Below are 12,996 nucleotides of genomic sequence, written 5' to 3'. Positions count from 1 at the left end.
CTCACCCCCAGTATTTGGGGGTGAGCACCTGGGAGCGCAGTTCGGCGACCAACTCGGCGCTCTCGGACAGGGAGCGCCGGGTCAGCAGGACCGTGGCGAGGCTGCCGTGGTCGGCCCAGGCGCAGGCGACCACCGAGGCGCCGTCGAGGCGGCCGACACCGCAGCGCTCGTGCACGCCGAACTCGCCCACGTCGTACGTCTCAATGCTCTTGATCTTGAGCTCGTCAGCGAGTCTCTCCAGTTGGGCGTCCACGTCGGAGGCGGGGGTCGTCCGCCAGCCGGTCACGCCGAAGAGCGTGACCCGCTTCCCGCGCCGGTCGGTGTAGATGCCGGCGAAGGCCTCGCCGGACGAACCGGCGTCCTGCAACTGCGCGGCCAGCCGCTCGGCGGCGCGTCTCCCGGCGTCGGTGTCACGCAGGTCGAGGTCGTCGAAGGTGGACGGGAGCACCGCGCTGACCGGGTACTGCCGGGCGGCGGGGAACTGCCAGTAGGCGAGCGGGCCGCCGCAGCAGAGCACCAGGCCCACGATGGTCAGCAGCGTCATCCGCCGCATCCAGCGGCGCAGCCGTCCCCGCTTCTTCGGGGGTGCCGCCCACGGCGGAGGCGCGGGACGCGACGGCATGGGCCGAGGCTGTGGTGGACGCGGCTGCACGGGCCGGGGCTGCACCGGGATCCGGGCGGGTGCGGCGGTCTTCGCCTTGGGCGCACGCCGCCAGGGCCGGAATCTGGCCGGCCGCTGCGGCGAGAGCCCGGTGGCACCGGCCGGCGGGGCCGGGCGCTGCGGCGGGAGTCCGGTGCCGGCGGCCGGCGGCGGATACGTGCCCGGCGGAGGCAGGGTGGGCCGCGCGGACGGTGTGGCCGCGGCGGCTTGGCCGGCCTTCGCCGCGTCGGGGGTCCTGCCCGTGTCGGGGGTCCTGCCCGCGTCGGAGGTCTTGGCCGGGTGGGGGTTCTTCTCCGGGTCGGGGCCGAAGCCTTCTCTGATCTCTTTCGCCACATGGCCGGCCTTGGCCGCCTGCTCGGCAGCCTTCGCGGCGGCGACGGCGGCGGCGGACTTGGCGGCTCCGACGAGCTTGGCGCCGGCCGCGATCGCGTCGGCCACGGCCTTCTCGGCGACGTCCGCGGCCTTCGCCGCCGCGGGCGAGGCCGCGTTGGGGTAGGCCGAAGCGGACGCGTCCAGCCGGGTCGGCGGAGGCGCGGCGTCGAGCCGCGTCGGGGGCATGCCGGTGTCCGGCGACGGCGACTGATGCAGGGTGTCGGTGGCGTAACCCTCCGGCCAGAGGGGGGTGTCCTGGTCGGCCCAGGGGTCGACGGCCGGCATGGTCGCCCAGTGGTCCTCGGCCCGATCCTGCCTCGGACCGGTCACCCGATCGCGCAGGCGGTCCCACATCGAGCGGCGCGGCGACGGCTCGGGGACGGCCGCGGCGCCGCTCCAGCGGGAGGGCAGATCCCGGGTCGCGGGTTCGGCGGGGTCCTCGGCCCTGGTCGGATCGGGTGCCCCGGCGGCCGGAGCGGGGTCGACCGGCTGCTGGTCGGCCATGGTTTTCCTTCTCCTTCCGCGCGCCTGGCGACGATCGTCTTCCCCCAGGTTAGGGACGCTGCGCCAGCGGGACGGCCGGGCGGGAACAGGACGCCGTACACGAATGCCGGACAACGAGGGCGATGTGCGAAACGCTCCGGAGTCGTATGGTTACCCGGACCTCGCATCCGCCCGGCCCCCTCCGGAAGGTTGAGATGAGAACCACGCAGAAGAACGCCGTCACGATGTCCGGGGCGGAGTCCGGCCGTCCCATGCTCTTCGCCCACGGTTACGGCTGCGACCAGAACATGTGGCGCTACGTGACACCGGCCTTCACCGACACCCACCGCGTCGTGCTCTTCGACCATGTGGGCAACGGCCGGTCGGATCTCGCCGCATACCAGGACGCCCGCTATTCGAGCCTGGACGGGTACGCCGAGGACGTGCTGGAGATCGTGCGCGAGTTCGACCTGCGCGACGTGATCTTCGTGGGCCACTCGGTGAGCTCGATCATCGGCCTGCTCGCCGCCAACCGAGAGCCGGAGCGGTTCGCCGGGCTGGTGATGGTCGGCCCGTCGCCGCGCTACATCAACGACGAGGCGGAGGGCTACATCGGCGGGTTCGGCCGCTCCGACATCGAGGAGATGCTGGAGTCGCTGGACAGCAACTACCTGGGCTGGTCGAGCGCGATGGCGCCAGTGATCATGGGGAACCCGGAGCGGCCCGAGCTGGGGGAGGAGCTGAAGAACAGCTTCTGCCGTACCGACCCGGAGATCGCCAAGAAGTTCGCCAGGGTCACGTTCCTCTCCGACAACCGGGCCGATCTGCCGCGTTCTCGCGTACCCTCGCTGATTTTGCAGTGTTCCGACGACGTCATCGCGCCCACAGTGGTCGGCGAGTACGTCCACAAGCACACTCCGGGCAGCACCTTCCTGGCCCTGAACGCAACCGGCCACTGTCCGAATCTGAGTGCTCCGGAGGAGACGGTTGACGCCATCAAGTCCTGGTTGTAGACAGCGGGCATGATCGGCGGAGCAGTGGCGTGAATGAAACTGGTGGGCCGGACGTGACACAGGAGTTACGACTGCCCTGGGACGACGATCCTGAGGATCTGTACGAGCACGCCCCGTGCGGATACCTCACGACGCTCCCGGACGGCACGATCGTGCGGGTCAACGAGACGTTCCTGGCCTGGACCGGCTACGCGAGGGCGGACCTGATCGGGCACCGCCGGTTCCGGGACCTGCTCTCACCGGGCGACCAGATCTACCACGAGACGCACTACGCGCCGCTGCTGAGCATGCAGGGCGAGGTGCAGGAGATCGCCCTCGAGGTGGTACGCGAGGACGGCCGCAGGCTGCCCACCCTGGTCAACGCGGTCCTGGAGCGCGGTGCGAACGGCACCCCGCGGATCATCCGGACGATGGTCTTCAACGCCACCGAGCGGCGCCGCTACGAGCGGGAACTGCTCGCCTCCCGGCGCGCCGCGGAGGCCTCCGAGCAGCGGGTCCGGGTCCTGCAGCAGATAGTGGCCGACCTGTCCGCGGCACCGACCGAGGCCGAGGTGGCCGAGGCCGTGCTGCGCGCCCCGGAGCCGGCGTTCGACGCGGCCAGCAGCAGCATCTATCTGATCGACCTGGACCGTGACCAACTGGTCGCGGTCGCCTCCACCGACCCGACCACCGGCAACTGGGACGACATGCCGCGCTCGTCGTCGCGGGCGGTCGCCGAGGTGGCCCGGCGTGGCGACCTGCACGTGGTCGCGTCGCTGGCCGAGGCGCAGCAGCACTTCCCGGACCTGGCCGACTCGATGCGCCGGTCCGGCCGCAACACCGTGGTGCTGCTGCCGCTGACCACCGGCCCGGCCGACGACCAGAACGGTGTCACGGTGCTCGGCGTGCTCGCGTTCAGCTTCCGCGAGGAGCGTGCGCTCAGCGACGGCGAGCTCCGCGTGATCCGCCTGCTCGGTCAGCAGGCCGGTCAGGCGCTGGACCGGGCACGGCTCTACGACGACGCCCGCCGCCGCGAGGAGCGGGCGATCTTCCTGGCCGCCACGTCCCGTTCGCTGGACGAGGAGCACCGCCTGCTGCAGCGGGCCCGGCGCCTGGTCGAGCGGGTGGTTCCGGAGATCGCGGACTGGGCGGCGGTGCGGCTCCAGATCGGCCCGGCCGGCCTGCTGGAGGACGCCGGCGGCCCACCTCCGGACGCGGAACTGCTCGCCGAGCGGATCACCGAGGCGGTCGAGACGGCAGAGCCGATCTTCGCCACCGACGGTGACCGGCTGGGCTGCACAATCCTTCCGCTCACCGTGCGTGGCCGGGTGCTCGGCACGCTCTCGCTGCGGATGGCGCCGGACCGGCGCGACGCCGGCGCGGAGCGGCTCTTCCTCGCCGACCTGGCCGACCGGGCCGCGCTCGCCTGCGAGAACGCGCGCCTCTACGAGCAGGAGCGGGCCATCGCCCGGACCCTGCAGCGCAGCCTGCTGGCGGCGGACGTGCCCGGTGGCGACCCGCGGTTCGCGGTGGAGACGTACTACCAGGCGGCGGCGCAGGACCTGGAGGTCGGCGGCGACTGGTTCGACGCCTTCCTGATCACGTCGAGCAAGCTGGCCGTGGTGGTCGGCGACGTGGTGGGCCGGGGCATCGAGGCGGCCACCACGATGGGACAGCTGCGCAGCGCGATCCGGGCGCTGGCCTCGGCCGAGAACGGCCCGGCCCGGCTGCTGGAGGGACTTGACCGGTTCTGTGACCGGGTCGAGTCGGCGCGCATGGCCACCGTCGTCTACGCCGAGGTGGACCTGCACAGCGGCGAGCTGGCGTACGCGTGCGCCGGCCACCTCCCGCCACTGCTGCACGAACCGGCCGGCTCGCCGCAGTACCTGATGCAGGCCCGGTCGGCGCCGCTCGGCTCGCGGGCCGGTGACCGGCGGCGCACCGAGCAGCGGGTGCGCCTGGCCGCCGGCAGCCGGTTGCTGCTCTACACCGACGGCCTGGTGGAGCGCCGCGGCCGGGCCATCGACCGCGGTTTCGAGCTGCTCGCCCGCGAGTACGCCCGGCGCCGCGACGCGCCGCTCAAGGGCCTGACCGCCGGGCTCGCCGACACGATGGTGGGCCGCGACCACGCCGACGACGTCTGCCTGCTCTGCCTGACGCTCGGCACCGAGGAGCGCCTCGAGCGCTCGATCGGCGCCGACCCGCTGCAGATCGCGCTGCTGCGCGCCGACCTGCGCGGCTGGCTGATCGGCCACTCGGTGGACACCGACTGCGTCAACGCGGTGCTGCTGGCCTGTTCGGAGGCGGTGGCGAACGCGATCGAGCACGGTTACCGGGACGACCCGTTCGGGGTGGTCGACGTGGCCGCGACGGTCAGCGGCGACGCGGTCGAGGTCCGGGTCAGCGACCGGGGCACGTGGCGCGGACCGGGCACCGAGGTGGTACACGGCCGCGGGCTCCAGCTGATCGAGGACTCGATGGACGAGGTCATCTTCGACCGTGGTGAGGGGACTACGGTCACCATGCGACGGCATCGCGGAGGCGACCATGACTGATCAGTGGGTTAGTTTCTCCCAGCGTGGTGCCGCGGAGCTGATCCACCTGAAGGGCGAGATCGACCTGGCCAACGCCAACGACATCGGCCGGGCCATCGTGGCTCACGCGACCGACGCGGACGCGGTGCTGATCGACCTGACCGCCGTCTCGTTCCTGGACAGCGCCGGCGTGCGGCTGCTCGACTTCATCGTGGGCGACCTGTCCGACCGGGGGACGCCGATCAAGCTGGTTGTCGGCGAGCGCGGTGCGGCCCGGATGACGCTGCAGCTCTGCTCGTTCCGCAGCGACCTCCTGGCCACCGACTTGGAAAGGGCCGCGGCAGAGTTGAACGCGTAAGCCGCGTACCCTGGACACCCATGAGCGTGAGTTCCGTCTTCCCGCAGCTCGAGCAGCTGCTGCCCCGGGTCAGCAAACCGATCCAGTACGTGGGCGGCGAGCTCGGCGCCGTCGTCAAGGACTGGGACACCACCACCGTCCGGTGGGCGCTGATGTATCCGGACGCCTACGAGGTCGGCCTGCCCAACCAGGGCGTGCAGATTCTGTACGAGGTGCTCAACGAGCAGGAGGACGTGCTCGCCGAGCGGACGTACTCGGTGTGGCCGGACCTCGAGGCGCTCATGAAGGAGAACGGCGTCCCGCAGTTCACCGTCGACGCGCACCGGCCGGTGAAGGCGTTCGACGTGTTCGGGCTCTCGTTCGCCACCGAGCTCGGATACACGAACATGCTCTCCGCGCTCGATCTCGCCGGTATTCCGCTGAACAGCGCCGACCGGGACGAGACCCACCCGATCGTGCTGGCCGGCGGGCACGCCAGCTTCAACCCGGAGCCGATCGCCGACTTCATCGACGCCGCCGTGCTCGGTGACGGCGAGGAGGCGGTCCTGGAGATCACCGGGATCATCCGGGAGTGGAAGGCCGAGGGGTGCCCCGGCGGGCGGGACGAGGTGCTGCTGCGCCTCGCGCGGACCGAGAGCATCTACGTGCCGCGCTTCTACGACGTGGACTACCTGCCCGACGGCCGGATCCAGCGCGTCGTGCCGAACCGGCCGGACGTGCCGTTCCGGGTGGCCAAGCGCACAACGATGGACCTGGACGCGTGGCCGTACCCGAAGAAGCCCCTGGTCCCCCTCGCCGAGACCGTCCATGAGCGGTATGCGGTGGAGATCTTCCGCGGCTGCACGCGCGGGTGCCGGTTCTGCCAGGCCGGCATGATCACCCGCCCGGTGCGGGAGCGGTCGATCACCACGGTCGGCCAGATGGTGCAGCAGGGCCTGGAGTTCTCCGGCTTCTCCGAGGTCGGCCTGCTCTCGCTCTCCAGCGCCGACCACTCCGAGATCGGCGACATGTGCTCCGGTCTCGCCGAGCAGTACGCGGACACCAACGTCTCGCTGTCGCTGCCCTCCACCCGGGTCGACGCGTTCAACATCGACCTGGCGCAGGAGCTGTCCCGCAACGGGCGGCGCACCGGCCTCACCTTCGCGCCCGAGGGCGGCTCGGAGCGGATCCGCAAGGTCATCAACAAGATGGTGACCAAGGAGGACCTGATCCGGACCGTCGTCACGGCGTATTCGAACGGCTGGCGGCAGGTCAAGCTCTACTTCATGTGCGGCCTGCCCACCGAGACCGACGAGGACGTCCTGGAGATCGCGCACATGGCGCACGAGGTGATCCGGGCCGGCCGCGAGGCCGCCGGCACCAAGGACATCCGCTGCACGGTGTCGATCGGCGGGTTCGTGCCGAAGCCGCACACCCCGTTCCAGTGGGCCTCGATGGAGCGTCCCGAGGTCATCGACGCCCGCCTCAAGCTGCTCAAGCAGGAGATCAACAGCGACCGCTCGCTGGGCCGCGCCATCGGTTTCCGCTACCACGACGGCGAGCCGTCACTGATCGAGGGCCTGCTCTCGCGCGGCGACCGCCGGGTCGGCCAGGTCATCCGCCGGGTCTGGGAGAAGGGCGGCCGGTTCGACGGCTGGTCCGAGCACTTCTCCTACGCGCGCTGGGTGGAGGCCTGCGACGAGGTGCTGCCGGGCCTCGGCGTGGACCTCGACTGGTTCACCACCCGTGAGCGCGAGGAGCAGGAGGTCCTGCCCTGGGACCACCTGGACTCGGGCCTCGACAAGGACTGGCTCTGGCAGGACTGGCAGGACTCCATGAGTGAGTACGAGCAGGACGACTGCCGCTGGACCCCGTGCTTCGACTGCGGTGTCTGCCCGTCGATGGACACCGAGATCCAGATCGGCCCGACCGGCAAGAAGCTTCTGCCCCTGACCCCCGTGACCCGTCCAACCGCCCCGCCCGCCGCCCAAGACTCGACTGAAGGCCCTCTTCAAAGGGTCCCTGCTTAGGAGTAACGACAATTCCCCCGAAGAACCAACCCGTTGGCGGTCAGGCGCCGATCGTGCAGCGCATCCGCCTGCGGTACGCGAAACGCGGCCCCCTGCGTTTCACCTCACACCGTGACTTCGCTCGCGCTTTCGAGCGGGCGTTGCGGCGCGCCGCCGTGCCGATCGCGTTCTCGCAGGGCTTCACCCCACACCCCAAGATTTCGTACGCGAGCGCGGCTCCCACCGGCGTCGGCAGCGAGGCGGAGTACCTGGAGATCGGCCTGCAGGCGACCGTCGACCCGGAGCAGTTGCGGGTCGCGCTGGACGCGGCACTCTCACCTGGCCTGGACATTCTCGAAGCGGTGATCGCCACAGAGGGCGGCGGCGGCCTGGCCGACCGGATCGACGCCTCGCACTGGCGGCTGGAACTTCCCGAGGTCGAGCCGGCGATCGCCAAGGACGCCGTCGGTGCCTTCCTGGCGGCTCAGGAAGTCCTGGTGGAGCGCATGACCAAGCAGGGCAAGCGCACCTTCGACGCGCGCGCGGCGGTGAACAGCCTCACGGTGACCGGCGAGCCGGTCCTACCTTCCGGGGCCATTGGAGTACCGTGTGCGATAATCGACCTTGTCGTACGGCAGGTAACGCCCGCCGTACGGCCCGATGACGTCCTTTCCGGCCTGCGCGTGGTGGCCGGCCTGGAGCCGCCGGTGCCCCCCAGGGTGACCCGGCTGGCCCAGGGCACACTCACCGCGCAGGGGGAGATCGTCGATCCGTTGGACGCGGATCGCGGGGACGTCGGCATCGGAGGACGCTGATCGGGGTACCGGTCGGTGTTCGTTGGCAGACTTCGGAAGCCCGGCCGGAAACGGCCGGGACCGGAACACTTGCAGCGATCCTGCGTGGCAGCGCTTACCCGCGCCCGGGGTCGCGAGAACTGGAGAGCGCCCCATGCTCGATAACGAGCCCCCAGTGAACCTGGGAGATCAGGGCGGTGAACGGGACGGAGCAGTTCCTCCGCCCGGTGATACCGCCGCAAGCACTACCCCGGCACGCCGGACGCGGACGACGCGTCGCAAGGTGGCAGCGCCCCCGCCGGAGGCCGGTTCGCCGGAGGCCGGTTCGCAGGGTGCTGAGCCCGGAGCCGCGATCGAGGCGGCCGCCGCCGTCGACGCGGCGATCCCGGAGGGGGAGTCCGCCCCGCCCGCGCCGGTGAAGAAGGCCACCCGCAGCCGCCGCAAGGCCGCCGCGCCGGCCGCGTCGGTCGAGCAGAGCGAGCCTGCTCCGGGCGAGGAGACTCAGGGAGAGGCCGCCCCGCCCGCGCCGGTGAAGAAGGCCACCCGGGCCCGTCGCAAGAAGGTGGAGCCCGAGCCGGTCGCCGCCGAGCCGGAGACCGTGGCCACCGCTGTCGACGCCCCCGCCGCCCCGGTGACGATCGCCGCACCGCAGGCCGGCGCCGTGGGCGAGCCGGCCGAGGACGACGAGGACGAGGCCGCGCTCATCGAGGACGCCGCTGTCGAGGCCGCCTCCGCGGCCCGCGCCGCCGGTGTCCCGGTTGTCGGCATCCTCCCGCTCGACGACGACTTCGTGGAGGAGCAGCCTGCCGGTCCCGCCCGGACCCGCCGTGCCGCGCTGCCCCCCGCCGTACTCTTCATGCCGCCGGAGGCTCAGACCGAGCCCGCCCCGGTGAGCCGGCGCCGCCGCCCCGTCGCGGAACCGGTGGTCGCCGAGACCGCGGTCGCCGAGGTGCCCGCCGAGGCCGAGGCGCCCGTCGCCGAGGAACCCACCGAGGTCACCCGCCGCAGCCGCCGCCGTCGCCGTGGCGCCGCCGAGGAGCCGGCCGAGGTCGAGGCCACCGAGACCCAGCCGGTGCTCGAGGAGCCCGACGAGACCGCCGACGACGTCGAGGACGGCATCGACGACGACAGTGACGAGGACGACGAGGCCGGTGCCCGTCGCCGGCGCCGTCGTGGCCGTCGTGGCCGTGGCCGTGGCAAGGGCCCGTCCGACGAGTCCGAGGACGGCGAGTCCGAGGACTCCGACGCCGACTCCGATGAGGACGCGGCCGAGGCCTCGGCCGGCGACGAGGACGAGGAGGGTGACGGCGAGGCCGACGGTGACGGTGACGGTGTCACGCGTCGTCGCCGGCGCCGCCGCCGCAAGGGTTCCAGCGGTGACTCCGAGGCCGGCGGTATCGAGGACGGCGTGCACACCGTGGTGCGGGTGCGCGAGCCCCGCCGCAGCGACGAGGTGCAGGGTGTCTCCGGCTCGACGCGCCTGGAGGCCAAGCGCCAGCGCCGCCGGGACGGCCGTGAGCAGCGCCGGACCCGACCGCCGATCCTGAGCGAGTCGGAGTTCCTGGCCCGCCGCGAGGCGGTCGACCGGGTGATGGTGGTCCGGCAGAAGTCGGACCGGACCCAGATCGCGGTCCTCGAGGACGGCATCCTGGTCGAGCACTACGTGGCCCGGGCCACGTCCGGCACCATGGTCGGCAACGTCTACCTCGGCAAGGTGCAGAACGTGCTGCCGAGCATGGAGGCCGCCTTCGTCGACGTCGGTCGCGGCCGCAACGCTGTGCTGTACGCCGGTGAGGTGAACTGGGACGCCACCGGTCTGGAGGGCCGGGCCCGCTCGATCGAGCAGGCGCTGCGCTCCGGCGACTCGGTGCTGGTGCAGGTCACCAAGGACCCGATCGGGCACAAGGGCGCCCGGCTCACCAGCCACATCGCGCTCTCCGGCCGGCACCTGGTCTACGTGCCGAACGGCAACGCCTCCGGCATCAGCCGCAAGCTGCCGGACAACGAGCGCAAGCGGCTGCGCGACATCCTGAAGAAGCTGGTGCCGGACGGCGCCGGCGTGATCGTCCGGACCGCGGCCGAGGGTGCCAGCGAGGACGAGCTGGCCCGTGACGTCAAGCGGCTGCAGGCGCAGTGGGAGGACATCCAGGCCAGGGCCGCCGAGGGCAACGCGCCCCGCGCCCTGTCCGAGGAGCCCGACCTGGTCATCCGGGTCGTCCGGGACCTGTTCAACGAGGACTTCCGCGAGCTGGTCGTGCAGGGCGAGCAGGCGTACGCCGAGGTCGAGAACTACCTCGACTCGGTCTCGCCGGACCTGGTCGAGCGGCTGCGGCGGCACACCGGCACGGCGGACGCCTTCGCCGAGTGGCGCATCGACGAGCAGATCCTCAAGGGCCTGGACCGCAAGGTCTTCCTGCCCTCCGGCGGTCACCTGGTGATCGACCGGACCGAGGCGATGACCGTGGTGGACGTCAACACCGGTAAGTACACCGGTGCCGGGGGCAACCTGGAGGAGACGGTCACCCGCAACAACCTGGAGGCGGCCGAGGAGATCGTGCGCCAGCTGCGGCTGCGCGACCTCGGCGGCATCGTGGTGATCGACTTCATCGACATGGTGCTGGAGAGCAACCGCGAGCTGGTGCTGCGCAGGCTGACCGAGTGCCTGGGCCGGGACCGGACCAAGCACCAGGTCACCGAGATCACCTCGCTGGGCCTCGTGCAGATGACCCGTAAGCGGATCGGTGCGGGTCTGCTGGAGGCGTTCAGCGAGACCTGTGACCACTGCAAGGGCCGTGGCGTGCTGATCCACCCGGAGCCGGTGCCGGAGAAGCGTGGCGGCGGCAGCAGCGGCAACGGTGCGGGGAGCCAGGTGAAGGCGGTGGCGGCGGCTGCGCGTACCGAGGCGCCGGCACCGCAGCAGCAGACGCCGAGCAAGTCCCGCCGGCGCCGTGGTGGCGCCGAGCCGGTCGTGGAGGCGGAGACGCCGGTCGTGATGGCGGAGACGCCGGTCGTGGTGGCGGAGACGCCCGCGGTGGTCGAGGAGGCCGGTCCGGTCGCCGAGGTCGCCGAGGCGCCGCCGGTCACCGAGGCGGTGGAGCCGGTCACCGGTTCCGGGATCGTGCGCGCGTCCGGCAAGGCGGCGCTGACCACCTCGGACGGGGACGACGAGTACGACATCAGCGGGTACGACCTGTCCCGTTACGAGTCGTCGGAGGCGAACGGCGTGGAGTACGAGCCGGCCGAGCCGATGCGCCTGGCCGGTTCCGACGACCCGGACGCGGCCGAGGAGGACGAGGACGACGACGAGCCGGTGGGCGCCGGGACGGGTACCCGTCGCCGGTCGCGCCGTGGTGGCACACGCCGTCGTACCCGGCCCTGAGCTGGTGAGCACGCGGCCCGGCAGTTAGCTGTAAAGAAAGTTAACTGCCGGGTCGCGTGATCCGTTACCCTCGGCGGGATCGCATCCTTCCCCCGAGGAGACGGAACCCCCATGCGCCACACCCTTTTCGTCGCGGCGGGCCTGTCCGCCCTGCTCCTTGCCGGTTGCTCAAGTGACGAGCCGGAGGCGACCCCGGCCGCGGCCGACGTCGTGTCGTCCGCCACAGCGGCACCGGCCGAGGCGGGAACCACGCCCGCCGCGGACACCCCGGCCGGCCCGGATGCCGCGGCGGGTGACGCGGCGCTGTCCAAGGACACCGACGCCATCTGCGAGCAGGCCTCGCGGACCAGCACCTCGTTCGGCAAGACGTTCACCGAGGACTACCGCCTGCTCATCGAGGCGGCGTCCCAGGGCGGTCAGGCCGAGACCGAGGCCAAGCAGAAGGCCTCCCGTGACGTGGAGAACTTCTCCTTCGCCCTGCTCGACATGTCGAAGCTGGCCGCCGACCCCGAGGTGAAGAAGGCGCTGGCCACGATGGGCGCGCAGGTGACCGCTCTGAAGGGCGACCTGTCGAAGATCGACGACAAGAAGCTCGCGAAACTGCAAGCTACGCTGGACAAGGCCTGCGGGAAGAGCTAGCCCGGTTTGGGTCTGGCCCCGCCTATGAAGTAGGCTTGCCGACGGCGCTTTTTCGGCGCCTGTTCCGAGCGCGCCAACAGCCGCCGGGAACCCCAAGCAGTATCCGCCAGCAGTCTTCCGGCTGCGTAAGTCTCAGGGAGTCCGCGTCGATGTACGCGATCGTCAAGACCGGCGGCAAGCAGTACAAGGTTGCCGAGGGCGACGTGATCGAGGTCGAGAAGCTCGCGGGTGCGCCCGGCGACGCCCTGACCCTCGCCGCGGTGCTCCTCGTCGACGGTGACAACCTGGTGACCGATGCGGCCAAGCTTGCCAACGTTACGGTGTCCGGCGAGATCGCCGAGCACACCAAGGGTCCGAAGATCCGGATCCACAAGTTCAAGAACAAGACCGGATACCACAAGCGCCAGGGGCACCGCCAGCCGCTGACCCGCGTCAAGGTGACCGGCATCAAGAGCGGGAAGTAGGCTCAGGCATGGCTCACAAAAAGGGTGCATCCAGCTCGCGTAACGGCCGTGAGTCCGCTGCCCAGCGGCTGGGCGTCAAGCGGTTCGGCGGCCAGCTGGTCAACGCCGGCGAGATCCTGATCCGCCAGCGCGGCACGAAGTTCCACCCCGGCGACCTGGTCGGCCGCGGTGGCGACGACACGCTCTTCGCCCTGGCCGCCGGCAACGTGCAGTTCGGCACGCTGCGTGGCCGCAAGACCGTCAGCATCGTGCCGGTCGCGGAGTAGTTTTTCTCTACAGCGGGCCGTGGACCCTCGGGTCCGCGGCCCGCTGTCGTTCTCTCAGTTCTCATG

General features: G+C 71.4%; 10 protein-coding genes. 9 read left to right on the top strand and 1 reads right to left on the bottom strand.

What is annotated here, in order from left to right:
- Position 1 precedes the first annotated feature (1 nt).
- Positions 2-1,537, bottom strand: coding sequence for a hypothetical protein (locus tag AB0M02_RS45570; protein ID WP_364238774.1), 1,536 nt, complete (start codon positions 1,535-1,537; stop codon positions 2-4).
- A 194-nt stretch (positions 1,538-1,731) separates the two neighbouring features.
- Here AB0M02_RS45570 and AB0M02_RS45565 point away from each other — a divergent pair, with 194 nt between their 5' ends.
- From AB0M02_RS45565 to rpmA, 9 genes are all read left to right on the top strand, one after another.
- Positions 1,732-2,529, top strand: coding sequence for an alpha/beta hydrolase (locus AB0M02_RS45565; RefSeq protein ID WP_364238773.1), 798 nt, complete (start codon positions 1,732-1,734; stop codon positions 2,527-2,529).
- 29 nt (positions 2,530-2,558) lie between these two features.
- Positions 2,559-5,063 carry a SpoIIE family protein phosphatase gene (locus AB0M02_RS45560; protein ID WP_364238772.1) on the top strand — a complete coding sequence of 835 codons (2,505 nt, stop codon included), beginning with the start codon at positions 2,559-2,561 and terminating at the stop codon, positions 5,061-5,063.
- Positions 5,056-5,400: an STAS domain-containing protein gene (locus AB0M02_RS45555; RefSeq protein WP_364238771.1), complete on the top strand. Its 345-nt coding sequence runs from the start codon at positions 5,056-5,058 to the stop codon at positions 5,398-5,400. The genes AB0M02_RS45560 and AB0M02_RS45555 overlap by 8 nt, the downstream gene beginning before the upstream one ends.
- A 20-nt stretch (positions 5,401-5,420) precedes the next feature.
- Positions 5,421-7,409: a TIGR03960 family B12-binding radical SAM protein gene (locus AB0M02_RS45550; protein ID WP_364238770.1), complete on the top strand. Its 1,989-nt coding sequence runs from the start codon at positions 5,421-5,423 to the stop codon at positions 7,407-7,409.
- A 53-nt stretch (positions 7,410-7,462) separates the two neighbouring features.
- Entirely contained in the window at positions 7,463-8,203 is a 741-nt protein-coding gene (locus tag AB0M02_RS45545) for a TIGR03936 family radical SAM-associated protein (protein ID WP_364238769.1), read from the top strand.
- Between the two features lie 133 nt (positions 8,204-8,336).
- Positions 8,337-11,561 carry an Rne/Rng family ribonuclease gene (locus AB0M02_RS45540; RefSeq protein ID WP_364238768.1) on the top strand — a complete coding sequence of 1,075 codons (3,225 nt, stop codon included), beginning with the start codon at positions 8,337-8,339 and terminating at the stop codon, positions 11,559-11,561.
- A 111-nt stretch (positions 11,562-11,672) separates the two neighbouring features.
- Positions 11,673-12,200 (top strand): hypothetical protein, encoded by a 528-nt coding sequence (locus AB0M02_RS45535; RefSeq protein WP_364238767.1) that lies wholly within the window; start codon positions 11,673-11,675, stop codon positions 12,198-12,200.
- 149 nt (positions 12,201-12,349) lie between these two features.
- Positions 12,350-12,664, top strand: a complete 315-nt coding sequence (gene rplU, locus AB0M02_RS45530) for a 50S ribosomal protein L21 (protein WP_328466382.1) — start codon at positions 12,350-12,352, stop codon at positions 12,662-12,664.
- A gap of 8 nt (positions 12,665-12,672) precedes the next feature.
- Entirely contained in the window at positions 12,673-12,930 is a 258-nt protein-coding gene (rpmA, locus tag AB0M02_RS45525) for a 50S ribosomal protein L27 (protein WP_204295123.1), read from the top strand.
- Positions 12,931-12,996: the final 66 nt, after the last annotated feature.

Origin of the sequence: Actinoplanes sp. NPDC051861 (assembly GCF_040681145.1) — a bacterium.
In the GTDB taxonomy this organism is placed as follows: domain Bacteria; phylum Actinomycetota; class Actinomycetes; order Mycobacteriales; family Micromonosporaceae; genus Actinoplanes.
Note: the sequence above shows the minus strand (reverse complement) of the source record. Positions and strands in the feature narration are given on the sequence as shown.

What these genes read in the sequence shown, in the direction of transcription:
- AB0M02_RS45555 (WP_364238771.1), top strand. Translation starts at nt 5,056, where the DNA reads ATGACTGATCAGTGGGTTAGTTTCTCCCAGCGTGGTGCCGCGGAGCTG.
- AB0M02_RS45565 (WP_364238773.1), top strand. Translation starts at nt 1,732, where the DNA reads ATGAGAACCACGCAGAAGAACGCCGTCACGATGTCCGGGGCGGAGTCC.
- AB0M02_RS45535 (WP_364238767.1), top strand. Translation starts at nt 11,673, where the DNA reads ATGCGCCACACCCTTTTCGTCGCGGCGGGCCTGTCCGCCCTGCTCCTT.
- AB0M02_RS45570 (WP_364238774.1), bottom strand. Translation starts at nt 1,537, where the DNA reads ATGGCCGACCAGCAGCCGGTCGACCCCGCTCCGGCCGCCGGGGCACCC.
- AB0M02_RS45550 (WP_364238770.1), top strand. Translation starts at nt 5,421, where the DNA reads ATGAGCGTGAGTTCCGTCTTCCCGCAGCTCGAGCAGCTGCTGCCCCGG.
- AB0M02_RS45540 (WP_364238768.1), top strand. Translation starts at nt 8,337, where the DNA reads ATGCTCGATAACGAGCCCCCAGTGAACCTGGGAGATCAGGGCGGTGAA.
- rplU (WP_328466382.1), top strand. Translation starts at nt 12,350, where the DNA reads ATGTACGCGATCGTCAAGACCGGCGGCAAGCAGTACAAGGTTGCCGAG.
- rpmA (WP_204295123.1), top strand. Translation starts at nt 12,673, where the DNA reads ATGGCTCACAAAAAGGGTGCATCCAGCTCGCGTAACGGCCGTGAGTCC.